20 protein-coding genes are annotated in these 24,787 nt (G+C 39.2%); 2 read left to right on the forward strand and 18 right to left on the reverse strand.

Annotation, left to right across the window (positions count from 1 at the left end; translation table 11 throughout):
• Positions 1 to 7: 7 nt before the first annotated feature.
• From MAHAU_RS10425 to MAHAU_RS10510, 18 genes are all read right to left on the reverse strand, one after another.
• Positions 8 to 958 (reverse strand): ABC transporter permease, encoded by a 951-nt coding sequence (locus tag MAHAU_RS10425; RefSeq protein WP_013781693.1) that lies wholly within the window; start codon positions 956 to 958, stop codon positions 8 to 10.
• Positions 959 to 1,118: 160 nt separating this feature from the next.
• Positions 1,119 to 2,834 carry an ABC transporter substrate-binding protein gene (locus MAHAU_RS10430; RefSeq protein ID WP_013781694.1) on the reverse strand — a complete coding sequence of 572 codons (1,716 nt, stop codon included), beginning with the start codon at positions 2,832 to 2,834 and terminating at the stop codon, positions 1,119 to 1,121.
• Between the two features lie 403 nt (positions 2,835 to 3,237).
• Complete coding sequence (locus MAHAU_RS10435) at positions 3,238 to 5,001, reverse strand: sensor histidine kinase (RefSeq protein ID WP_013781695.1); 1,764 nt, start codon at positions 4,999 to 5,001, stop codon at positions 3,238 to 3,240.
• Positions 5,002 to 5,247: 246 nt separating this feature from the next.
• Positions 5,248 to 6,969: a hypothetical protein gene (locus MAHAU_RS10440; RefSeq protein ID WP_013781696.1), complete on the reverse strand. Its 1,722-nt coding sequence runs from the start codon at positions 6,967 to 6,969 to the stop codon at positions 5,248 to 5,250.
• Between the two features lie 41 nt (positions 6,970 to 7,010).
• Positions 7,011 to 7,814, reverse strand: a complete 804-nt coding sequence (locus MAHAU_RS10445; protein ID WP_013781697.1) for a response regulator transcription factor — start codon at positions 7,812 to 7,814, stop codon at positions 7,011 to 7,013.
• A 65-nt stretch (positions 7,815 to 7,879) separates the two neighbouring features.
• A complete protein-coding gene (locus tag MAHAU_RS10450; protein ID WP_013781698.1) occupies positions 7,880 to 8,647 on the reverse strand; it encodes an SDR family NAD(P)-dependent oxidoreductase in 768 nt (255 codons plus the stop codon).
• An 11-nt stretch (positions 8,648 to 8,658) separates the two neighbouring features.
• Positions 8,659 to 9,396 carry an SDR family NAD(P)-dependent oxidoreductase gene (locus MAHAU_RS10455; protein WP_013781699.1) on the reverse strand — a complete coding sequence of 246 codons (738 nt, stop codon included), beginning with the start codon at positions 9,394 to 9,396 and terminating at the stop codon, positions 8,659 to 8,661.
• Positions 9,383 to 10,594 carry an AGE family epimerase/isomerase gene (locus MAHAU_RS10460; protein WP_013781700.1) on the reverse strand — a complete coding sequence of 404 codons (1,212 nt, stop codon included), beginning with the start codon at positions 10,592 to 10,594 and terminating at the stop codon, positions 9,383 to 9,385. The genes MAHAU_RS10455 and MAHAU_RS10460 overlap by 14 nt, the downstream gene beginning before the upstream one ends.
• Positions 10,595 to 10,619: 25 nt before the next feature.
• Positions 10,620 to 11,525 (reverse strand): RraA family protein, encoded by a 906-nt coding sequence (locus MAHAU_RS10465; protein WP_013781701.1) that lies wholly within the window; start codon positions 11,523 to 11,525, stop codon positions 10,620 to 10,622.
• 11 nt (positions 11,526 to 11,536) lie between these two features.
• Positions 11,537 to 12,895 carry a mandelate racemase/muconate lactonizing enzyme family protein gene (locus MAHAU_RS10470; protein ID WP_013781702.1) on the reverse strand — a complete coding sequence of 453 codons (1,359 nt, stop codon included), beginning with the start codon at positions 12,893 to 12,895 and terminating at the stop codon, positions 11,537 to 11,539.
• Positions 12,896 to 12,960: 65 nt separating this feature from the next.
• The gene (locus tag MAHAU_RS10475) at positions 12,961 to 13,815 is read right to left on the reverse strand and encodes a carbohydrate ABC transporter permease (RefSeq protein WP_013781703.1); all 855 of its coding nucleotides are present in this window, start codon (positions 13,813 to 13,815) and stop codon (positions 12,961 to 12,963) included.
• A 16-nt stretch (positions 13,816 to 13,831) separates the two neighbouring features.
• A complete protein-coding gene (locus MAHAU_RS10480) occupies positions 13,832 to 14,755 on the reverse strand; it encodes a carbohydrate ABC transporter permease (protein ID WP_013781704.1) in 924 nt (307 codons plus the stop codon).
• Between the two features lie 85 nt (positions 14,756 to 14,840).
• Positions 14,841 to 16,250, reverse strand: a complete 1,410-nt coding sequence (locus MAHAU_RS10485) for an ABC transporter substrate-binding protein (RefSeq protein WP_013781705.1) — start codon at positions 16,248 to 16,250, stop codon at positions 14,841 to 14,843.
• A gap of 387 nt (positions 16,251 to 16,637) precedes the next feature.
• Positions 16,638 to 17,633: a glycoside hydrolase family 5 protein gene (locus MAHAU_RS10490; protein WP_013781706.1), complete on the reverse strand. Its 996-nt coding sequence runs from the start codon at positions 17,631 to 17,633 to the stop codon at positions 16,638 to 16,640.
• Positions 17,634 to 17,735: 102 nt separating this feature from the next.
• Positions 17,736 to 19,349, reverse strand: coding sequence for a type 2 periplasmic-binding domain-containing protein (locus MAHAU_RS10495; protein WP_013781707.1), 1,614 nt, complete (start codon positions 19,347 to 19,349; stop codon positions 17,736 to 17,738).
• Positions 19,350 to 19,524: 175 nt separating this feature from the next.
• Entirely contained in the window at positions 19,525 to 20,454 is a 930-nt protein-coding gene (locus MAHAU_RS10500) for a carbohydrate ABC transporter permease (RefSeq protein ID WP_013781708.1), read from the reverse strand.
• 18 nt (positions 20,455 to 20,472) lie between these two features.
• Positions 20,473 to 21,336: an ABC transporter permease gene (locus tag MAHAU_RS10505; protein ID WP_245543915.1), complete on the reverse strand. Its 864-nt coding sequence runs from the start codon at positions 21,334 to 21,336 to the stop codon at positions 20,473 to 20,475.
• 254 nt (positions 21,337 to 21,590) lie between these two features.
• Positions 21,591 to 22,601, reverse strand: a complete 1,011-nt coding sequence (locus MAHAU_RS10510; protein ID WP_013781710.1) for a LacI family DNA-binding transcriptional regulator — start codon at positions 22,599 to 22,601, stop codon at positions 21,591 to 21,593.
• Between the two features lie 324 nt (positions 22,602 to 22,925).
• Here MAHAU_RS10510 and MAHAU_RS10515 point away from each other — a divergent pair, with 324 nt between their 5' ends.
• Positions 22,926 to 24,401: an aldehyde dehydrogenase family protein gene (locus MAHAU_RS10515; RefSeq protein WP_013781711.1), complete on the forward strand. Its 1,476-nt coding sequence runs from the start codon at positions 22,926 to 22,928 to the stop codon at positions 24,399 to 24,401.
• A 17-nt stretch (positions 24,402 to 24,418) separates the two neighbouring features.
• Positions 24,419 to 24,622 (forward strand): DUF1858 domain-containing protein, encoded by a 204-nt coding sequence (locus tag MAHAU_RS10520; RefSeq protein WP_013781712.1) that lies wholly within the window; start codon positions 24,419 to 24,421, stop codon positions 24,620 to 24,622.
• Positions 24,623 to 24,787: the final 165 nt, after the last annotated feature.

Consider the following 24,787-nt stretch of genomic DNA (forward strand, 5'->3'; position numbering starts at 1 on the left):
ACCCCTCCTAGAATATTCCTTCTTCGGATACTTTTTTCGAAATATAGTTTGCCAACATTATTAATATAAATGAAACCACCGAATTGAATATCCCTATAGCTGTGCCATAAGAATAACGGAAGTATTTCATTGCATAATTATATACGTAAATTTCAAGCGTTGTGGCACTGTTGCTTACAGCCGGATTCATAAGTAAATATACTTGATCAAATCCGGCATTTAATATCCAACCTATATTCAATATCAATAGAATTTTTATTGTAGGTGCTATGCCTGGAATAGTAATATGTATAATCCTCCTAAATCTTCCGGCTCCATCAATAGCTGCGGCTTCATACAAATCCGGATCTATGGAAGTCATAGCAGCCAGATAAATTATCGCTCCCCATCCAACTTCCTTCCATACATGAGACAATGCTACAACCCACCAAAAATACCCTTCTTCACCCAAAAAAGGTATGGGCTTATCTACTATATTAAGTTTAAGCAAGATCTCGTTTACAATTCCATCAGTTGGAGAAAGAGCCATATAAACGATGTTTGCAGCTACAACCCATGATACAAAATACGGTAAATATGATATCGTTTGAACCGTCCGTTTAAATAATACATTTCTTACTTCATTTAATAAAATTGCTAAACAAATAGTGGACACAAAGCCAAATATCAATTTCAAACTACTTATAGCAAGTGTATTTCTTAATGCTTCATAAAAGTCTCTATCACTAAATAATTCCTTGAAGTTCGCAAGCCCAACCCATTCCGAACCCCAAACTCCGCCTGCGGGAGTATAATTCTTAAATGCCAAAATCCATCCCCATAAAGGTAGATAATTAAAAATAAGTACAATTATCGCAAATGGTAGAGATAGTACTATTAATTGCCTTTGTTCACTAACTTGTTTCCAAAACGGTTTAATATCTTTTCCCAAATTTCTCTTCGCATTCACTATTGCCATTTATTAATCAGCATCTCCTTCCCAATTGCCTAGTGACGTTTCATAATTTTACAACCACAATCATAGATGAAAATAGCTTAAGCTATTTTGTGAGGTGCATAATAAAACATGCACCTCACAAAAACTTTCTACCAACGAATAACAAATTCTCTCTACGCTATTATTCAGCTTGATAATACTTAACACTTTCTTTTATTTGTTTTGTTACCTCATCTTCGAACGCTTTTAGATCCAACTTGCCCAATTCATTCTGGTACTGCTTCCATATATTCTCAAATTCATTATCATTAGTGGCCATTATAGCTTTAGGCAGATACTGAAGCGCTAACTCCAGAGCTTTTTCAACAGCTATCTTACCCGGATGGTCAGCCGGCATTTTCGTTCTAATAGCCCAACCAGGTTCATATCTAGCAGGATATTGAGGAGCGAAGAAATCGGAGAGTGTTTTAATATTATATGCCTTCAATACCTCTTTTTCATAGTCCTTATATTTAACGTTAAAATAGTCATCCGTCTTAGTAGGAGATACAGGATTACCATCCGAATACACGCCGTATTTCGGATCAGTCGTATCCTCCATTCGTGGGAATTCCATGAACTGTGAGATCCCTTGTTTCTTTTGATAATCAGGATCAAGATAATTCTTCCATTGTTCTTCAGTCTTTGTCATTTTACCATTTTGAATAGTATAATCTTCTCCCTCAATTCCCCAAAAGTTTAATTTATTTATATCCTCTGCTGCCATTCTATCAAGAAACTTAAATGCTGCTTCTGGGTCTTTACATTTAGTAGTAATGGCTATCCCGGTTTGTGTCGCAAACGCCGCAGGGCCTGCATAATATTCTTTTTCGACCCCTTCAAAGACCACAGGAAAACCTATAGGCGCCCTATTGAATAATCCTTCTTTTTCAAGAGCATTTATAGCTTCCTGGAACATACCTCTCTGATCGTAAAAACCAATTACGCGGCCAGAACTCAATTTAGCTAAATATTGATCATTGTTTTGCATAAATGTTTCAGGGTCCATTAAGCCATCTCTCCAAAGGCCATTCAACCATTTTGCCCAATCCTTGCTAAAGTCAGCCGTCATTATAGTTTTGGCTTCTAGTGTTTCTTGATCGACATATACAGGCCCATCGTTAGGATAACCTGCCAAAAATCTAGCGCCACCATATTGAAGAGCTGAAGCTCTCCAAGCCTCTGTAGGTAACACAAAACCAATGGTAGGTTGCCCATTATATGTCGGGTTTTCTTTTACATAACTTTTTATAATATCCGTATACTGAGGTAAGGTTTTGATAACCGGCCATCCAGCGTCTTTAAGCACATCAAGAGCAACATAAAATCCTGCCGCAGGATACAATTTATCTTGTCCCGCTCTAGTACCGCTTATATAATAGGTTTTACCATACTGGCTTTTTAATAGTGCTAATTCAGAGGGACGATAGATTTTCTTAATATTTGTACCATATTTTTCAATATAATCGTCTAACGGTATAAATGCTCCTGCCGCGACGAAATCCCCCGCTGCTTCTCCAGGATTAACCAGATCGGGATAATCGCCTGAGGCTATCATAACACCCGCTTTTTGTCTAGCATCTGTACCTACTAAATACTCTACTTTTAGCTTAATACCCGTTAATTCTGTGATCTTTTTACCTATCGGTGTATCAAATGGCATAGTCAATGAATTCAAGCTATAATTAAAGAAAGCAGTAAATTCTTTTACTTCACCTGTTTCACCATTTTCCTCAGCCGCCTCTGATTTTTCAGCATCGGTATTATCCGCCTTGTCAGTATCAGCACCACAGCCACCAAGTATCACTATAGCCAAAATCACAAAGGCCAGAAATACGCTAATACCTTTTCTATACATAATATTCTCCTCCTCGTATAATAGTATTTTTTCAGTTTTTTTAATTCACTCTCCAGTTTGGATCAATACAACTTTACATTTGATGACTTAGTTCGGTGGTGCTCTGGAAATATTTTTAAACATTAAACGATAAATACAAATATAACTAATGTCTTTTAAATATAGTGTACTGAGCAAAACTATACAAAATTGGGTAATAATGTATCCAAACATTAACATAATCTGACGTTACCTCCTTTCCCATCCTTCCAGCTTACACCCCTCAAAACCTGATCTTCAGATAACTCTTCTTGTTAAAAAAATTATTTATCTTTTAACATTCTATAAATTACTATTACTATTGTATTTTATATTCTACGAAACGTAAATGAATCAGTTTCGGTTATTTTTGTATTTATTTCGGTTATCTATCACTGATCACGGGAACATCCACAATTACCTTGGTCCCAATATTTTCACCACTTTCAAGCTCTATACCATAATTTTCTCCCCACAGAAGTTTTATCCTTTTATTTATATTTAATAAACCTATACTCCTTTTATCATCTGGATATGCATACCAAGTATCTACGGGACAATCTAAATATTTCTTTAATTGCTCAAGTGAGTCCTTGTTTATCCCTATACCATCATCATTGATTTCAAATCTCAATAGATCATTGCTGATTATCCGACCGCTTATTAACAAATTGCCCTTACCTTTTTTTGGTTCCAATCCGTGATAAATAGCATTTTCGACTAATGGCTGAAGCATCATTTTAAAAGTTTTAAGGTCTAGTATGCTTTCCTCAATATCATAGATAATATTAAATTTATATGGATATCTTATTATCATAATGTTTAAATAATCTTTTATGCACTCTATCTCCTCTTTCACATAGACTATGTCAGCTTCTTTGGCACTGTATCGAAATATTCTGGATACAGCAGCACAAATGTTAGCAATTTCCATAATTTCATTAGCCATAGCTATTCCACTTATACAATTAAGAGTATTATACAGAAAATGTGGCGTTATCTGGTTTTGTAATGCTGATATCTGGGCCTGTTTCTTAGCCAATTCCGCCTCATAAAGCATCGATTGATCCGAAATTATCCTTCGTGTCATATCTTCGATTTTATCCAGCATTTTATTAATATCATTAGCTATTAAGCCGATCTCATTGTTTACTTCAACATGTAGTCTCCATTCTATATTTTTTTCTCCGATATGACTCATAGACTCAGCAAGCTTTGAAATGGGACTAGTTATACTGTAACCGAATAGTAAAGTAAAAAATAGTAAAACAAGCGTTATTATAAGGATTATTAATATACCAAAACTTCTTAGCGGTAACATATCTGCCGTTAATTCGTCTGTAGGTATGATACTAACGATTTGCCAGCCAGTGTTATTCATTGTTTTTGTTTGGATTATGACTTTATCCTTTCCATATTTATCTTCCGCTTGTGAAATTTCATAGTGTTCCCCTGACTTTAATTCATTGTTCCCAGCAATTATATTATTTTCACTATCCAATATCATGAATATTGAATTTTTTGTAACCGACAAGTTAGAAACAATATCATGAAAAAATGTAGTTTCTATAAAGAATATTGTTACTCCGATTTTTTTAAGATATTCAGCAGACGACTTTATGGAAAAAACAGGCATTACATAGGCAATATTAGAAATTAGATCATCGTTTTCTTTAACTACTGACGTATATGTAGGTTTTATAAAGTTTTGTCCTTTAAAATCATATATTTTATCCAGCGCCTCTATAACGTTAATTTTAAGATCACGGGATGTCGTGAAAATCTTGTCTTGTTTACATATTATATATATATCATTTATGTTATCATTCAAACTCTTTACATAGTCTACGGTATTACAAGCCATAGGATATATCTCTAATCGCTGTATTGGATTGTCAAATATAATATAATCCTGTATATATAAATTGTAGGAAACAGCATTGGCTTCTTTCTCTATATTTTCAGTAAGAACTTTAAGCTGATCCTCTACCTGATTCATTAATGTATTAACATAATTCACCGCTCGTTTCTTGGTGAGTAAGTCAAACGCATAATAATAAAACATTTGCATAGCAAGCATAATAACAATGATAAGGAAAATTAATATTACAAGCTGTTGTTTTAGTTTTAATTTATTGAAATGCAACATAGACTTCCTCCTTTAATTCCCCTTTATGCTAGCCACGGTTTTTACTTCTCAAACGTCCTTAATAATTAGATCTGATAATTATTATAACTTATATTGCTATATAGCTTACAAATAGAAAAATCAAGCACTTTAAAATTTCAGGTTGCGCTATGCTATATAAAGACTATTGCCTAAAATCTGCAAGGTATATAAAACCAGATTTCAGGCAATAGTTTAACTAAAAACAATAAATCAGGCTATTAATATTCAGCCCTTTATCATCTTAAATACTCTATTTACTCCAGGTGAAAGGCGAAGTTTAACTACCATTTTTTCTCCTTCCGGCTGAGCTTGAATAATATGCTGATTAACTAAATCCTCAATAGCAGTATATTCGTCTTTTAACTCCAATCGTACCTCATCATACCATGGCTGGAACGAATGTAATATAAAAGAGTGGTTATCATATGCGAAAAATCCGACCTTCGAAGGTGCATCTAAAAGTACAGGGATGTTTCTGCTAAAGACCTGACGTATAGGAAAAAGAATTTTCCTGGGATAATTATATATATCACCGTAGTCTTCAGGTATGGTAATGATATATAAACACCCCTTTCCATATAAGATTTTAATTAAAATTGGGAAGTTATTGTCTTCCCCAAACCCCGCAATTAATTCCCAAGTATCGTTGGTCTGAAATTCAAGTTGAGGGAGTAACATAGCCTTTGTAGATTCTTCACATCCCTCAAAGCAAATCCCTCCATCGTTGGAATATGCATAGCGATTCACAAAAGCTTTGCGATCGGTCACCCTTACATTTGCTAGCATCTTTTGGAATCCCAATGGTGCAGACGCCTTAAGAAAACCTGATGTTACAATTACATCTGCTCCATCCATAAGGCTTTTTTGAACCTTAAAAATAATATTTTCATCCATTGCTGCGCTTTCGGTTAAAAATATCGTTACAGCGTCTTCAGGATAAGTTGGCCTAGGCTCTAAAGGTATCCCCAACATCCCAATATAATTGTGAAGATAATCCTCACCATGACTGTGAAAAGGAAGATAACAAGCGACGCCTATGGGGTTTCCCAACTTTCCTAAGTATTTATCGACATCCTCAAATAACTGACCATTGATTGGAATACACAAGGAGTACTCCGGATTTAGCAATGACCCTAGGGAGAACATCATAACTTCCTTGGCCTTCGCGAATAAAGTTAAATAAGCCTGCTGAGCATATGATGTTAAATTATAGGAGCATTCGTAAGGATCATACCACCCGCCCCCATTACGCTCCGGAGCTACATTCTCTAAATAACGCATATTAAAATAGCTTAAATATTTAGGGAGATGCTGTTGAGTATAAGTAGGGTTTCGCGTCTCAGTACCCGTATAAACGCCATCAAAAATCTGTGGTTCATCTTCCAAATCATATCCACTGTCCTGATAGTGCTCATACCAATTTGGATATTTTATAACCATTTTCGCTTTAGGATTGACGCGCTTAGCTGGCTTAACGATGACATTTTGAGCTATATCTCTCATAAGATCCAACCTAAACCGATCCCACGTCTTATCTTCTTTTGCTCGTATACAAGAAGGGCATCTGCAATTCGTAAAAAAGAAATCATCCAATATAATCTCATCGAACAATGATGCTGTAAATTCCGATACTTCTGTTAGTAGCTTAATAGTATCAGAATTGGTATAACATAGCGGATCAAAGCCACCCTCACCATTTGGCATGCCATCCGTAGTGATGCCGCCAGCGATTTCTATGCCCTTGCTGCGGAAAAAATCACGTATACGCTCCATTTGCTGCCTATCGATCATTAAACCATGACGATAAGTCTCTAGATAAACTTTTCCTACTTTTACGTGCTTCTCAATCCATGCAAAGCGCTGGACAAACTCATCTAAATCATTGATGCGCACCAGATCTCCAACAGGACAATAAATAGCAGCCGTAAAATTTTTGTATCTCTCCATAAACACACCCCTCTGTAATTAATAAAGTGCTTTTATAAATCCTAAAAACCATCTAAATATAAAGAATTCTCAACAGATATACATTTTTTATTCTTTTTGTACTTTGCAGGTGTATCACCAGTATATTTCTTAAAAACCTTATTGAAATAGCAATAATCCTTATAACCACTTTCCATACATACTTCCTCAACCGTCATCGAGGTAGTCTGCAACAAATGCATGGCTTTATTGATCCTCAAATAATTTATATATTCCGAAAATGTTTTTCCTGTTGTTTTCTTAAATAATTCTGAGCAATAGGTAAAGTTAATATAGAATTTATCAGCAAGCTCTTTTAGGTATAATGGTTTATCAAAATTCTTATTCACATATTCTAAAAGCTCTTTAAACCCTTTATTCTCTATTGCTTGTAAAACTGAATCAGCTTCGTCGGACAATTTTGCCAAATACGTCTCTTTATCTCTCGCTTTTTTCCTAAGATACACTGTCAATTTTTCTAAAACACGGTATATTTCCTGGCTTTGAAGAGGTTTTAAGACATAATCAAATGCTCCTTCCCGCAAGGCTTCCTGTGCATAAGAAAATTCAGCAAAGCCACTCACAATGATAAAAACTGTATCCATAGCTTTTGCTCTTACCTTTTTTATAAGTTCTATTCCTGACAACCCTGGCATTCTTATATCAGTAAAAACTACATCCGGGTTTTCTTTGTATATTATTTCATATGCTTCTTCAGAATCAGTAGTTTCACCGATTATCTTATATCCCATATCATCCCAATTGAATATTTTTCTCATCCCCACAAGCGCCCATGGTTCATCATCTACGAACAAAACTCTATACACATTTATCGCCTCATATCAATATCAATAACATGTTCTCATATAATGCACCTTGCTAAATTTTACAATTATAGCAGGATAGCCCCACCATCCACAATAATGCTGGCTCCGGATATATGATGGCTTTTTTCTGATGCTAAAAATATTACAATATTTGCTACATCCTCGGGCATTCCAGGCTTTATAAATGACAAATTATACTTTCGTGGTCTATCTATGCGTTTGCGTTTAAAAGGATGCGTTTGGCCGGACTTGAATTCAATCTTTGTACCGCCGGGCAATATCTCATTGACCGTTATGCCATATTGGGCAAACTCCAGCGCAGCTTCCCGGGTTAGCATTTTTATTCCACCTTTTGTCATGGAATAACATACATCAAAATCGCCCGGGCGTATACCATGCACCGATGATATATTTATTATTCTCGGGCATTGACTGTTCTTAAGATAAGGCAAGGCAGCTTGCATACAGCGAAAATATCCTCCGAGATTTATATCCATAATCTTATCGTAATCCTCCTCGGTATACTCGTCTATATCCATGTTAGGCTGCCACGCCGCATTGTTTACCAATATATCTATACCACCGTAAAGTTCAAAGGTTTTAGCTATCATAGCATCAACCTGATCTCTATAAGCCACATCAACATACATCGTGAAAGCCGTCCCTCCCGCCTCCCTTATGTCGGCGGCCGTCCTTTCGGCCATATCAGGATTAGAGTTATAGTTGAAGAGCACATTAGCACCTTCAGCTGCCAAAGCCTTGCTGATACCCGCTCCTATACCTTTGCCCCCGCCTGTGACAACAGCCGTACGTCCTTCCAGTAATTTCGCCATATCGTTCACCTCTATCTGTCGCCATAATACAGCATGTGGCCGCCATCCAGTCGGATATCAGCCCCGTTTATAAACACTGCATCTTTTGAAATTAAAAAGCTCACTACGCCTGCAATGTCTTCCGCCTTTACCAGCCTTTTTAAAGGAATCTTGGTTTCGGCATCGTAATTAAATGGCGAAAGAAGGCTATCCAGCAACTCCCTCTGCTCTTCCATATAATCGGCCTCAATCACATTGGCCCGAATGCCCTTTCGTCCATAAAACAGTGCTATCTCTTTACACAGCATCTTTACCGAACCCTTGGCTGTACTGTAAGCAAAGGCACAGCCTGTGGGTTTTTCATCGTGCAAGGTTGACAGGTATACGATAGTGCCGTCCCCTTTCTGCGCCATATGTTCACCGAATACTTTGGTGGTGATAAAGGCACTTTTTGCATTATAATCCATCGCTCTTTTAAAGTCTTGCTCCGACATATCCTCAAGTTTCGAGCGTAATATTGCATTATCCGTATGTATAAGGTGATCCACGCCGCCTGTCCTGGATATTATCATATCCAACAGCATTTTCATATCCGCCAATAACCAAGTATCAAACGAATAATTGTTATCGGTCTTTTCTATAACACCTTTATTGCTTCGATGCGGATAGTTATTTATAACGGTGATACCCTCATCCTTCAATCTGGCAGCGATAGCAGCGGCAGCCGGATGAGAAGCATCGGTAATGAGCGCCGTCCTATTTACTTCCATGATCTTGCACGCCCTCCAGCCGTTGCATCAATTCAAGGCACATTCTTGTATTATGATAAGGACATGTCCATCCGTCTATACGATTGGCATGCTTTTGATCTGAAATCGCAAAGGAAAACCATCCGCCGTTCACATGATCTATAAGCTCTTTATCCACGAACTCCCATACTGCTTTTGCTGCGTCGAGATATTTATCTTCTCCAGTCAACTGCCACGCGTTCAAAAAACCGACCACAGCTTCGGCCTGTACCCACCATACGCGATGCAGATCTACAACGCCTTCCGGCATCGATTCATTTATTATGCCTCCATTTTTATGCCATCCTTCTTTCAATACCGCTTGTGCCATATTAAGGGACACGACTTTAACCCGTTCTTTTAATCTATCGTCGCCAAGGGCTTCTGCTGCTTCCCACAACAACCAGCTTCCTTCTATATCGTGACCGTAGGAAACTACAGGGCTTAAAGAATTCCATTGATCATCGAAGAAAAGCTTAAAATGCCATGTATTATGATCTATGATTTTTTCTATCATAATCTCTATTTGCTGGTAGAGCTTATCCCTTAATCCTGCGTCAGACCATGCCTTGTAAAGGGCAGTATATGCCTCCAAAAGATGCAAATGCGTGTTCATGGTCTTGGTAGCTGAGCTATACGGATTTATATTGCTGACCTGCATTCTCTGCTCAAATTTCCAATCCCGTGTCAGCGCTTCATAATAACCCTTGTTCTGCTTATCGTAAACATGCTCTTCCAGAGAACGGTATACGGCTACAGCTTGTCCCAAAGCCCTTTCATCACCGAAAGCTGCATAATATTCCGAAAGCCCGTATATGACAAAGGCTTGGCCATATGTGCGTTTAGTGGTATCGTATACCGTTCCGTCAGAATTAAGCTCCCAAAAGGCGCCTCCGAATTCGTCGTCTATAAAGTTTGAAAGCACATAATCGTAGGCGCGTTGCGCCATCTCTTTATAGTTTTGATCACCTAATGTACGGCACGCCGCCGCAAATGTCCATATAAGGCGTGCATTTAATACTATATGCCTTCTAGCGTCGGTATGAGGTTTAAGCTCCGCGTCCACTACACCATAAAAGCCCCCCTGCGGATCCGGAGCATACTTCTCCCAGAAAGCCAATATGCTTCGAGCTTCAGCTTCCATGGCATTATAAAAATGCCGTAATTCTTCACCCACCATATGAATTGCCTCTTTCCGTATAATCTTATAATCTTATCTCGCCTCTGGACTCTTTGTCCTGTCTTTCTTTAGCCTCCCGCAGTTCCTCATCCCACGTAAGATGCCTATACTCTTCAGCCTGAGGGTCTTTGGCAAACCAATCTATAAAGTCCTCCCACATGGACACTGTCCATGGAGCATCGATCTGAGCCGTAGTATAGCGTTTCTCCGCTAACCTTATAAATCCCCATACATCTCTTATATGGGATTTTTCAGCTCCTACTACACATTCTTCAGCTAAATGCGGCGGTATAAACAGCACGCCCGAATGCGTACCCAGCACCACATCCCCCGGCAAGCATATAGCCTTGCCTATACGGCATGGGCCGTTGAATCCGACCAGCGTTACGTCACCTATACCTGTAGGATCATTGCCTCGATAATACGTTTTTATGGAATCGATGCCCATTATCTGTTCCACATCGCGCACCCCGCCCCATATAACCGAACCTCCGCGTTTCGTCCTGGCTGCTATCGCTGTGGAGAGGTTACCGCCTACAAATGTCCCCTGATATATCTTATCGAATAGATCTACTACTACTACATCATCTTCCACCAATGAATCGATTACCCATTGATTGAAGAAACCCCGACGGCCTTCTTGTTCGTAACCGTAATTCAATAAAGTTTCATGTAAGTCAGGACGGTAGGGCACCATAACAGCCGTTACCGCTCTTCCTACCAGAACCTTATCCTCATTTATCACCTTAAAATCGCCTTCAAATTGATAGCGATATCCTTTACCCCACAACGGACCCCATGCTTCCTCCAGCGTTATCTTTCGCATCCGGCGCAGTATGTCATCGGGCACTTTGGGCCTGCCATCAGCAAACCTCTCGCCTTTCCACAGCGGTGTTATCTGCACTATATCATCATAATAATCGAATTTCATGATATCTCCTCCTAACTCCACAGTCTATCATAAGACCATTCGTCGTCCCATTGCTCCGTAGATTCCCATAAGCCGGGAAAATCCGGATGGACATGTTCGGCCAGTACCTCGTCGTTAAGGGATTCTATACCCAGCCCCGGAGCATCAAGTACCTTTATATATCCTTTGTCCACTATCGGCTTGGGTAAACCGTTGACCATATCATCCCACCACGGAACATCAGCCGAGTGGTATTCCAGTGCCAGGAAGTTCTCGGTGGCGGCGACGCTGTGAACGGCCGCCATACACGCTATGGGGCTTTCAGCCATATGTACAGCCATGGCTATGCCGTGTTCCTGAGCCATATCACCTATCTTCTTGTTTTCTAAAATACCGCCCGATGATAATATATCGGGATGTATAACCGATAGGGCATTGGTTTCTAAAAGCGGTTTAAAACCTTCTTTGAGGTATATATCCTCGCCGGTGCATATAGGCACAGCAGTGGCTCTGGAAAGCCTCACATATTGTTCGGTCAACTGCCACGGTATAAGATCTTCCAACCATGCAAGATTATATTTCTCCAGTCTGCGAGCTAATTTTATGCAGTCTTCCACGCATATATGCCCCACATGATCGATGGCCAGAGGCACTTCATATCCTATGATCGAACGCACCTCGCTAACGTATTGTTCCAGCATATCGAAACCCTTCTCGGTTATATGTATGCCGGTAAAAGGATGCGCTACATTCAGTATATCATACCAGCGGTTTCTGCAATATCTAAATTCTTCCTTGCATGAAGCTTTTGACATGGCATCGGCTCTAGCCTTCATTTCTTCTAAAAAGCCTAAGGGAGCTGATATTGTACCGGGTTCATGTATGATCTGATTGAGTCCTAAATCCATCTTAAGAAATGTAAATCCTCTCTCCATACGCTTCTTCAATGCATGGCCCATAGCAGTACCCGTATCACGACCGCTTATGTCAGTATCGCAGTATATCCGTATCTTGTCGCGGAATTTACCGCCCAACATTTGATAAACAGGTACGCCGTATGCTTTGCCGGCCAAATCCCAAAGCGCTACCTCAATGCCACATACGCCGCCGGCCTGGCGTGACACCCCCCCGAATTGCTTTATACGTCGGAATAGTTTGTCCACCTCACATGGGTTTTCATCCAATAGCCTGCTCTTCAGCATAAGAGCATATGTCTTGCTGGCCCCGTCGCGTACCTCTCCATATCCTACCAGCCCTTGATTGGTGTAAATTTTCATGAGGGTGCAGTGCATAGGCGCTCCTGCCACGTCTACAAACCTCATATCGGTGATCTTCAGATCGGACGGCTTAGAATATGTGTTCACGTGTTCTAATGCTTGACTATAATCCACCTTTTATACCCCCTATGTTTTTATTTTATTGTAGCCATTATAACATGATAAATGCTATAGTACAATCATGCTTTTATAGCACCTGCTGTTATGCCTGATATAAAATATTGATTTGTAAATATATATACTAATATAATCGGAATAAGCGATATTGTAGTACCCGCCAGCATTATATTCCATGCCGCAGCACCATCCTTGGTATTTTGCAACGCTACCACGCCAACTGTCAATGTCCTTATCTTCTCGTTAGACATCGTAAATACCAAAGGCATCATGTAATCGTTCCACGTGGCTTTGAATGTAAGGAGCGCTATTGTGGCCAAAATAGGCTTTGACAGGGGAATTATTATCCTCCAATATATACCGAAAAAGCCGCAGCCGTCTATAGTAGCAGCTTCATCCAGTTCTTTCGGCAAGCTCCTAACATATCCCATGAACAGATATACGTTTGTCACGTTGACTCCAAAAACATAAACGATTATCAGGCCCCATAAACTTTTATTAGCACCGATAAGTTTTGTTACTTGCAAAATCGGGTATAACGTAATACTGCCCGTAGATATAAACATCGTTGCCAAAAAACTTCCAAGCAATAATTTTTTGCCTGGAAAATCCGCTCTATCAAACACATATCCCGCCATAGAGTTCAGGAAGAGGATGCCCACAACGGATATAGCAGTAACAAATATACTGTTCCACGTATACCGGGCAAAATTAGCCAATTCCCAAGCTTCTTTAAAATTTTCAAAACGCCACTCTTTAGGAAGCAACCTGCTGCCGCCAGCAACAAATTCCGCATTTGGCTTAAAAGAACCGAAGATAGCGTACACTATTGGAAATAAAGCAATTATAAGTACTATAATCAAAAATGCATAGAGCAGTAATAAACCCGCGGTGCTGATCCTCATTTTTTTCGTCATGATAACTATCCCCCCATCAATAGTTCTCTTCTAATTTTCTTGACATCCACAAATAAACCGCTGTAACTGCCCCTATTATTATTGTAGCTACCAAGCCCATACTGCTCGCGTAACCGAGTTGCGGTTGTGCGGTGGTGCTCATATTATCCACGAAGAAATAACGGAATATATATGTCATCATAACCTCGGTATCATGCCCTGGCCCGCCGTTGGTCAAAACCTTAAATAAATCAAATGTCTTCAAACTGCCTATTATAGCCAGCATCAAAATTATTTGTAGCATTCGCCCTAACATGGGTATTGTAAGGTGAATAAATTGCTGTACAGGCGTAGCCCCGTCTATGTCTGCGCTTTCATAAATCTCATCCGGTATACTCTGCAGACCTGCAAGGAAAAGAATCATATTCAATCCAAAGTTCTGCCAGATAGAAACTATCATGCATACTATCATAGCCAAACTGCCCTGCCCTAACCAATCTATCGGTTCACTTATAATGCCTATGCTTTGGAGTATACCATTCAATATACCCTGATACGGAGAGAAAATAAAATAAAATACAAGGCTCATTACAGCCGTACTAGTAACATTAGGCAAAAAATATACCGTTCTGAAAAGGTTGCGCCCCTTAAGGTTGTTATTTAGAATCACCGCTAATATCAAGGCCAAAGGAATTTCAACCAACAACTTTGCCGTGGAAAAATAAAATGTATTACCCACTGCTTTCCACCATACAGTATCTCTGGTGAACAGCCTTACGAAATTATCCATTCCAACAAACACAGGCGGCGTATAACCGTTATATTTGTAAAAAGCCAACCTTAAAACCCATAACTGAGGATAAAGAACGAATGCTATAAAGCCTACTATGGTTGGAAGCAACATAATATAAGCCACTCTGTTCTGCTTTATCCTTTTTCCCAATGAATTCCTTTTATCCATAGTAATCCCCCTATCCATAAAGAATAATGCTAGAAATTCATTTATGGGGTTGACTATACAACCCCATAAATGGACGATTATAAATCTATTTACCTGTTGGATTCATGGGATCAAAATTTTCTATTTTATACACCTCAGGATCAAATTTGCCTTCATCTATAGCGGCTTGAACAGCCCTATTCATCCTCTCGTCAAGGTCTTGAAGTGCTTTATCTATATCCACTTTGCCAGCCATTATGGTGTTGAACACCGTGCCTCTATCATCACCCTCTACCGTTATTCCTGGCGGCTCCGGCGGGTATAGTGCGTCCATAGATGTATCAGCAAAATCCTTAAATCCTTTTAATGTCGGTGGATTCTTAGAGTTCGCAGCTATTTCCGGTCTTAGGGGTACACCTTTACCCTCTTCATAATATCTTGTAAGGGACTCGTCACTTATAAGGAATTCAAACAACTTCATAGCCTCTTTTTTAACCTTCGATTTACTATTTATAAAGAGATATGTTCCGCCGCTAAATTCGCCCTTCCCTTTTGCCACTCCGTCCGGCGTAGGCAAAGGAGCAACTCCCCAATCTATCTTAGCCGGAAATTGATCGTTAAATACACCCACATCCCATGAAGCAGCTGTCATCATGCCTATATTACCCTCCGAAAATTGGGCTCTGGCAGGATCATTCTTCAACTGTAAACCTCCCGGGAATAAGCTACCGTCTTTTTGCATCCGCAGGTATAGTTCCAATATGGGTTTTTCTACTTTATAATTATACTGTAAATTTTTATAGTCAAAATATTGCCAGCCGGCCACTTTAGCCAACTGATCGGCGTATTGCCACCATATCCAGGTTTCGGCGGTAGGCAAACAAAAACCATACTTAGGCGGGTCTTGTGTTTTGCCATATTCAGTTATTTTCTTAGCATAATCGATTACTTCTTGATATGTTTTGGGAGGTTTTTCTGGATCAAGGCCGGCAGCTTTGAAAAGATCTTTGTTGTAAACCAAGCGGAAGTTATTGCCCACATGTGGAAGGCTATATATTTTACCGTCTATCATATTTATACCTTCCACAAAATATTGTTCATTTTTAGCTTTTACTTCTGGGCTCATCAGATCATCCAGCGGTTCGTAACGCCCCATGTCCACCATATCCTTAAGCGGAGGCCCCCCCGTATGAATATCAGGTGCTTGATCGTTCTGATATGCCAAATTCAGCACATTAGTATAGTCATCGGTATGAACGGTCATCTCAACTTCTATATTGGGGTTTTGATCCATAAACTGATTTATAAGATCTTGTATAACCTCCATGTCGTGTCGCTGATGGGTCCAATAAACAACCTTTGTCTTACCTGCGGTTGCTCCGCCGTTCGATCCAGAATCGGCTGCTTCCTTATCATCCGTATCGCTCCCATTGTCAGTAGTAGTACAGGCAACAAACAGCGACGCAGTAATAAATACTACGAGCATCAGACTTATTAACTTTATCCATTTACTCAATTTAGTTCTCCTCCTTTTGTGTGTAAACACCCGGACAACATTACCGTTCTAATTGCCAATGCCGATTATAATATAAGGTCTTTATTCTCACCCCCAACATTCGGAAACTACGAAGTAATCCAATATAGTAACATCAAGCCTCTTATAATTTACAGCATTCTTACCACCCCCTTTTATAGCCGTATCAATTCTTCTGTATTACTCCATCATCTTTACGTTTAACATTATGCGATGTTCTGATACTATCTTTTTAGAGCTCCACACTGAATTTTTTGATCTTATAATAGATATGTTTATAACCTAATTTCTACATCAAATTAACTTATATTCATATACTATCATAACCGTTACACATAGTCAATGATGATTTTAAACTTTGCCCGAAAATCAATATCTTTGTAAAAGCTCCAACATTTTCTTATCAAGTTTATGCCCTCTGTAATCAACATACTCTACATCATCGCGTTCACTGTCAAGTATACCGAATCCCCCCTTTAAGTTCCACAACGCATAACCGATATTGTACCCTTTAAGTATATCCAATACATCTTCCATCCAACGAAGCACAACATCATGGGGAGTTTTGTTGAAGCAACCACCTTCACCGCAGTGTACGCCCATATTAAAATTCTCTGCCATAGCCGCCCATGCCCCGTAATGCTTTTCTAACCGTTCACGGTCCCACAGACCATCTTCCGCATAACCTCCGGGCCATTTAGGATATGGAAAGCTTTGTTGGCGATCCACCCAAGACGCTCTGTAGTGCGTTACACCAGACGGAATGTAGGCTCGACAGCTCTGGGCTACGTTTTCTTTAGCCAGGTCACCTAAGTCCGGCATGGGAACATTGCCATACTGCAGACCATCCAGAAGTATAAGCCTGTCAGGATCTATTTCATGTATAGCCGATATAGTTGGCCTCATAACAGCAGCATGCTCGCCGGGACCAACTCTGGATGGCTCATTAACCAGATTAAAACTGACTTCTGACGAAGGTATGCCTTTATAACGTTTGGCGAATGTGGTCCAATGTAGTTTAAACGCTTCCAATGCTTCTTTATCATGCCAAAGAACAAACGGCTCCACCCTATCCCCGGCCACAGAATAGCCAGGTGCACGGTGAAAGCTAATATTGACATGTATGCCGTACTTTTGTCCCCAACGAACCGCCTGATCTACCGCATCCAATTTATTTTCATTAACAGAAAACGGATCATCATTGTCGATCCAAAAAGTATAATTCAAAGGCAAACGAACGAAGTCGAAACCCAAATCAGAAACAATTTGAAAATCTTCTTCCTCAAAGTATCCCGGCGAATTCATCACAAACATACCAAGGAGATTGAAACCTCTCCAACGAGGGAGTACTTTTTGCTTATACATACCATTCACACTTTCCTTTCTTAAATATGGGCGAGAACAGAATATTTGCAGCAAAGACAAATTATCCGATTCTCGCCGTTAGTATCTTTGCCAGCAGTCAGCTTATTTTAATTTGGCATTGAGCTCATCGATCACAGGTTGCATCTTAGGAATCATCTCTTTAACATAGTTATTCCACGCCGTGGTTACATCATCCTTTGAAGCAATAACTTCTTTCATTTTTGCAGTTACGTCCGATGCAAAAGAACCCCATTGCATAAATTGCGGACCATCAAAAGTATTTAAATCCCAATTCAATGGATGCACGTGATAATCAGGAGATGTCTGCATAAATTGATGTATAGCTTCAAACGCCTCAAAACCCTCTTTGCGGTCCGTCTCGGTAGGCGCTCTTAAAAGGCCGGGAGGCGTATATTCATTGAACGCCATATCTACATACGGACTTTTATAAGAGCCATCCGGATTTTTAGGCCACAAGATTTCCATAGTACCATCAGCCTTATCCTTATAGTCTTTACCCGGTATACCAGCTACCCTAAATCTACGTCCTTCTTCAGTTAATAGCCAATTCCACATATCAAGTATACGATCAAGTTTCTCATCGTCCACTTTGTGGCTGATATTAGCAACAGTCCAATAATCCTCCGTCTGCGTAAGCCAAAAAGATTTGTTATCTTTTGGACTAAATACTACCATAGGGGCTATCTGATCAGCGATCTTTATTATACCGCTATCTAGCATCTTGGTATATGCTCCGTTAAACCAGCTTGGAGAATTATTACCTAGGAACATAAATGAACGACCGCCGTAAAAATTATCCGCACCCTCGGAACCACCAATAACCATCTGGTCTTTCCATATATAGCCTTCGCGATACAACTGGGCTACAAACTTCAATTCCTCGAGAAACTCAGGTGTAGCCATATATGGTGTCCATGATCCGTTAACCTTAACATAGCCATTACGATCTTCAGCCATTCCCAAAATTTCTGTAAATACAGTTGGAAAAGCCCACGCTTCCGAGGTAATACCCAAAGTATTGCCAACCCCATTTTTACCTGGATCCTCTTTTTGGACAGTCTTGATCATTTCTTTGACTTCATCCCACGTATACATATCACCTTCTTTATACATACCAATCTCTTTAGCCCAATCCCGGCGATACGCAAACATAGGATAATAGGCATCCTTTAGCCACTCAGGATTATTACGATAAGCCGGCCATCCATAAAGTTTCCCATCTATCGTGAGCACTTTATCGTCCGAAACAAGTTCTTCCCGTCGTTTAGCCAATTCCGGCCATTTATTAAGATCCGCAGGGATTTCTTTAAATGCGCCTTGATTTGCCCACGCACGAAACTCTCCCGTATTGCTTAATTTCATATCCCACCAAAGAATATCGGGAGTATCATCGGCAGCCACCCATGCTCGGACTTTCTCAAACCAATCTCCCCACGTTACTGGGATATATTTCCACTCAACATTAAACTTCTCATTAAACCACTTATTTTTTTCAGTCTTACCAGATTTTTCAGCATCCAGCACCGACATACTGATCGTCATCTTTTTAGCATATGGATTTGCGTTCTCTTGCACGGAACTATCGTTCTCAGATGATGCATCAGTATTTTCGTCCTGCGTTGATTTACCACAAGCTACTACGCCAACAAGCATAAGCAAAACTATAATAAAGCATAGAACCTTCTTCATATCCATATAAACAATCCTCTCCTTTTATATTATTTAATAGGAACTGTGTAATTGTATAAAACACCTGAAGCTTACCATCTCAAACCATGAATATTCACCCCCCATCCTTGCTTAGTACAGTAGCCGCTAAATTCTACAGCCGTTAAATATTATTACACAGACCTATCACACACAAATGTCTCTACCCCTTGACAGCTCCTAAAGTAAGACCGGTAATAAAGTACCTTTGAAGGAATGGATAAAGCGCCATTATAGGAAACATTGTAACCACAATGCTGGCCATCTTTACACCTTCTCCATATGTCGGCGGCCGAGTCTCACCGGTCATGGCCTGATTCGACACAAAATTTGCATCTTGAATGATCTTGCGCAACGTGAGCTGCAATGGCCATTTCTCTATGTCCTTAAGGAACAACATGCCATGCCACCACTCATTCCAACGTTCTACCGCATAATAAAGCGTAAAAGTAGCAAGTATAGGCAATGAAAGTGGCAAAATTATGCGGATAAGTATCGTCATTTCACTAGCACCATCCATACTAGCCGACTCTATTAACTCTTTAGGTAGACTGGAAAAATAATTTGATATTATAAGCATATAACTTACCGAAATAACAGAGGGCAATACCAGCACCCAAAAGCTGTCCATTAAGCCAATATCCCTTATAAGCAAATAATAAGGAATCAAACCTCCGCCAAAATACATTGTAAAAACTACAAGAAATCTGAAAAAATTACGCCCTGGTATCGGTTTTGTAAAAGCGTAGGCCATCAGAACAGTCAATATCATATTATATGCAGTACCAACTAGCGTAGCAATAGCAGAAACAAAAGTAGAATGCATTAACAAATCAGATGAAAGCACAAATTGGTACGATTCCCAAGTAATCCTCTTTGGAATCAACATAAAAGGCGAACGTACATAATCTTCTTGTGGAACTATAGAAATTAAGATCGTATTATAAAAAGGATACAGTATAATGACCCCGAATAAGCTCAATATCAAGATTATCATAAAATCCCCAAATGTAAATCTATTTAGTCCCCCTTTTTTTCGCACACGACTTACCTCTATCGTTTCAGTTTTTACATTAATACCATCTTTACCCATTTAAATCATACCTCCTCTTTACATTATACCTTCATAACCTAAAGCCCTTGCTGTATAATTGGCTATAGCTAAAAAAGCAAAATTTATAACGCTCTTAAACAAGCCTACAGCTGTAGAAAATCCGTAATCCATTACTGTTGTACTTTGGAAACTTAAACGATATATATAAGTATCCAAAATGTCACCGACCTTATATACAGGAGGAGAATAGAGGTTGAATACCTGATCAAAATTAGCATTCATTATATTACCCATGCTTAATATAAACATGATCACTATAATACCGAGGATACCCGGAAGCGTTATATGAATAATCCTCTGCCACCTATTACATCCGTCGATAGTTGCAGCTTCAAATAATTCGGGATCAATACTGGTTATCGCAGCCAAGTATAATATTGTACCCCATCCTGCTTCTTTCCATATGTCAGTTCCTACTAATAACAAACGAAAATATGAAGGATTATACAGTATATTCCACGAACTGCTTAAGCTTGGATCTAAAAGAACAGCCAATTTTTTTATCGCACCAGAATCCCCCAGCAAATTTAATACTATACCGGAAACAACAACCCATGAAAGAAAATGAGGAAAGGTATATACTGTTTGAAGCGTACGTTTATATGTTTGTGATCTTATTTCATTCAATAATATAGCTAATATAATCGGAATCGGAAAGCCTATTAATATCTTTAATAAAGATATAATGATCGTATTTTTAGTGGCCTGCCAAAAAGCACTTTCTGCGAACATACGTTCAAAATGCATAAAGCCTACCCATGGGCTCTCGGCTATACCAGCAAGTTTGTAAGTTTTAAAAGCTAATTGTATGCCATACATCGGAGCATAACGAAATAATACAATAAGAGCTAGTCCTGGCATGAGCATAAATAAATATACCCATTTATAAATATAAATTCTTTTCCAAAGCGTTTTCCATCCTTTTTTAGTCCTTAAATTTATAACGTCTTGAGAATTTGCCAAATTCGGCGACATGAACATGTACGTACTACCCCCTCTTTTTCTTTATCTTTGAATATGCATACCTAATATTAAAACTATATTATCTGTACCGAACACCCCCTTTTACTTTATAACTAATGCTTAAAGCCATGATTTACTTTATAAAGTATAAATCATTGGTGCTTTTTCGTTGAATCCCTTACCACTAAATTAGTATCAATCTCTATAAATTCATAAGGCTCATTTTTATTGGAAATCCTAAAAAGCAGTTGTTCCAGCGCTTTTTCCCCCATAGCTCGTTTATGTACATTTACAGTGGTCAGTGCTGGATGGAAAATACCAGCTATTTCAATATTATCAAATCCTATCACCGAGACATCCCCCGGTACGTTTATTCCCATATCCATCAAACCTTTTATAAAAGCAAAGGCTATTTTATCATTAGAACATACCCAAGCAGTGGGAAAATCATCATTATATTTTATTTTCTCTTTAAAATACGCCATATTATCAACAAAATCGACTTCTTTTAACTTAATATCCAACCATATGTAATTATTATCCAATTCAAGACCGAATAGCTTCATATAATACATAAAAGCATCATATCTTCTTTTAAAACTATACGCCCATTCATTGTTTCCAATAAAGCCTATTTTCTTATGCCCATTTTCGTATAGATATTTTAAAGCTTGATATATACCTCTTTTATTAGCAGTATTAACATAATCGCACTGAATTTCCTCGCTGTAATGATCGACAACAACAAGAGGAATATTCGTAGCTTTAATTTTTTTTATGAATTCATTATTTAAGGTACCAACTACTATAACACCATCTACGATTTTCCCATCTACAGTATATGGTATAACTTGCTCTTCCTCTGTTTTTACGTCTATAGCAGTTGTGCTAAGTTTTATGTTCTTACTTCTTGCCGCTTTCTCTATGCCGTATAATATATTCGGCCAAAAAGTAGGTTCTCTAAAAAAATCCTCCCGGCACAATACCGTAACGTTATTGATCTCTTTATTTATAACCCTTTTGTAGCCCATCTCTATAGCCGTGTCAATTATTTTACTTCTCACTTCGTCACTAACGCCGTCGGCATTGCGCAATGCTTTAGATACCGTATTTTTTGAAACTCCGACTACTCTTGCAATATCTTCTAATCTTATATTACCCACTTTTGTAACCTACTTATCACACTAAATTAACTTGCACTCATATATTATCATAACGGTTATATATAGTCAATAGCTATTTTTACACATGTTATTATTCTGTGATATTGTCATAGTAAAATTATTCTGCGATGACGTCAGCATGAAAGGAGATGAGCAGTATTGTATGGTAAGGTAGAAGATAATATTTGATTTTTTGACTCTACAGGTGTATTATAAAGGCAAGAAAGGGGATGTTCTTATGTATGGTTCAGCATAGACAACAAATGAATATAGGAAAAAGGCAATCGATATTTGTCCCTTTAAAATGCAAAGGAGGATATTCACATGTCTAAGTTGATCGATGATAGTTACAAACTCTTTATTGACGGTAAATGGGTCGATGGAAAAGAAGGTAAGACTTATAAAGAATATAATCCAGCCAACGGCGAATTATTAGCAACGTGTGCAGATGCTGGAAAAGAAGACGTAGATATGGCCGTAAACGCGGCGTGGAAAGCGTTTGAAACATGGAAAGACGTAAGCCCTCAAGAACGTGCTAAGATGCTTCTTAAAATCGCCGATCTAATCGATGAAAATGCAGAAAAATTGGCTATGATAGAAACCCTAGACAATGGCAAACCTATACGTGAAACTTCCACTATAGATGTCCCTCTAAGTTCGGATCACTTCCGTTATTTTGCTTCAGCTATAAGAACAGAAGAAGGCCAAGCTGTAATGATCGATAAAGACACCATGAGTATAATCTTAAGAGAGCCTATAGGCGTTGTAGGCCAGATAGTCCCATGGAACTTCCCGCTTTTAATGGCGGCATGGAAGCTCGCTCCCGCACTGGCTGCCGGCGATTGCGTTGTATTTAAACCTTCTTCCGAAACATCTCTAAGCGCGCTGGAGCTGGCCAAGCTCATGAGCGAAGTATTGCCTCCAGGAGTGATAAATGTCGTCACGGGTAAAGGTTCTACCACAGGCAATTACATGCTTGAACACGAAGGCTTCCGCAAACTAGCTTTCACTGGTTCTACAGAGGTCGGTTACACTGTAGCTGAGGCAGCAGCCAAAAAGCTTATTCCTTCCACATTAGAGCTGGGCGGCAAATCTGCCAATATTTACTTTGAAGATGCACCATGGGAGAAAGCCATAGAAGGTTTACAGATAGGCATCCTATTTAACCAAGGCCAGGTCTGCTGCGCTGGCTCACGTGTATTTATCCAAGATTCCATATATGATAATTTCCTCGCTGACGCTATAGCAGCCTTCGAAAAAGTAAAGGTGGGCCTGCCGTGGGAAAAAGATACACAAATGGGCTCACAGATCAATGAAAACCAGCTCAAAAAAATCCTTGCCTACATAGAGATAGGCAAAAAAGAAGGTGCCAAAATAGCCGCAGGAGGCTACCGCATCACTGACAATGGTCTCGATAAAGGCTACTTTATAAAACCTACCATACTCATCGATGTCGATAATAAAATGAGAGTGGCCCAGGAAGAAATCTTTGGTCCAGTTGTATGCTTCATACGCTTCAAGGACGAAGATGAGGTTATTAAAATGGCAAATGATAGTGAATACGGCCTTGGCGGTGCCGTATGGACAAAGGATCTCAATCGCGCTTTCCGCGTTGCTAGAGCTGTGGAAACCGGTAGGATGTGGGTAAACAATTACAACAACCTGCCTGCACACGCACCTTTTGGCGGCTATAAAAAGTCTGGTATAGGACGTGAAACGCATAAGGTTATCCTTGAGCATTATACGCAGATGAAAAACATTTTTATCAGTTTCACCGAAAATAAAACAGGACTTTATTGAGGTGGCGATCAATAGATATGATCACTAAGGATACCCCGGTCGAGGAAATACTTCAAAAATACGACGTGCTGATATACTTTCTGGAAAACGGCGTTTCCCCTTTTAGCTGTGCAGGTGCTTTCCCGCAAAGTCTCGGAAAATTGCTTGAGATAAAGAAGGTGAAAGACCCGGATGCGTTTATAGACGGGCTTAACAAGTTAATCGAAGAAAGTACACGATAGATAAGCTCACTTAACAAGAGACGGCACTTACAAGTACCGCCTCTTGTTTTGCAAATACACCTTTCCTATTCATTTATATTGGATTTAAGCCAACTACTTTTCAATAAATTGAGGAGCACGTAGTTGTCAAGGGTATGTTTAACAAAGGCAAATCGCTGTTGCTAG

The organism is Mahella australiensis 50-1 BON (assembly GCF_000213255.1).
Taxonomy (GTDB): Bacteria; Bacillota; Clostridia; order Mahellales; family Mahellaceae; genus Mahella; species Mahella australiensis.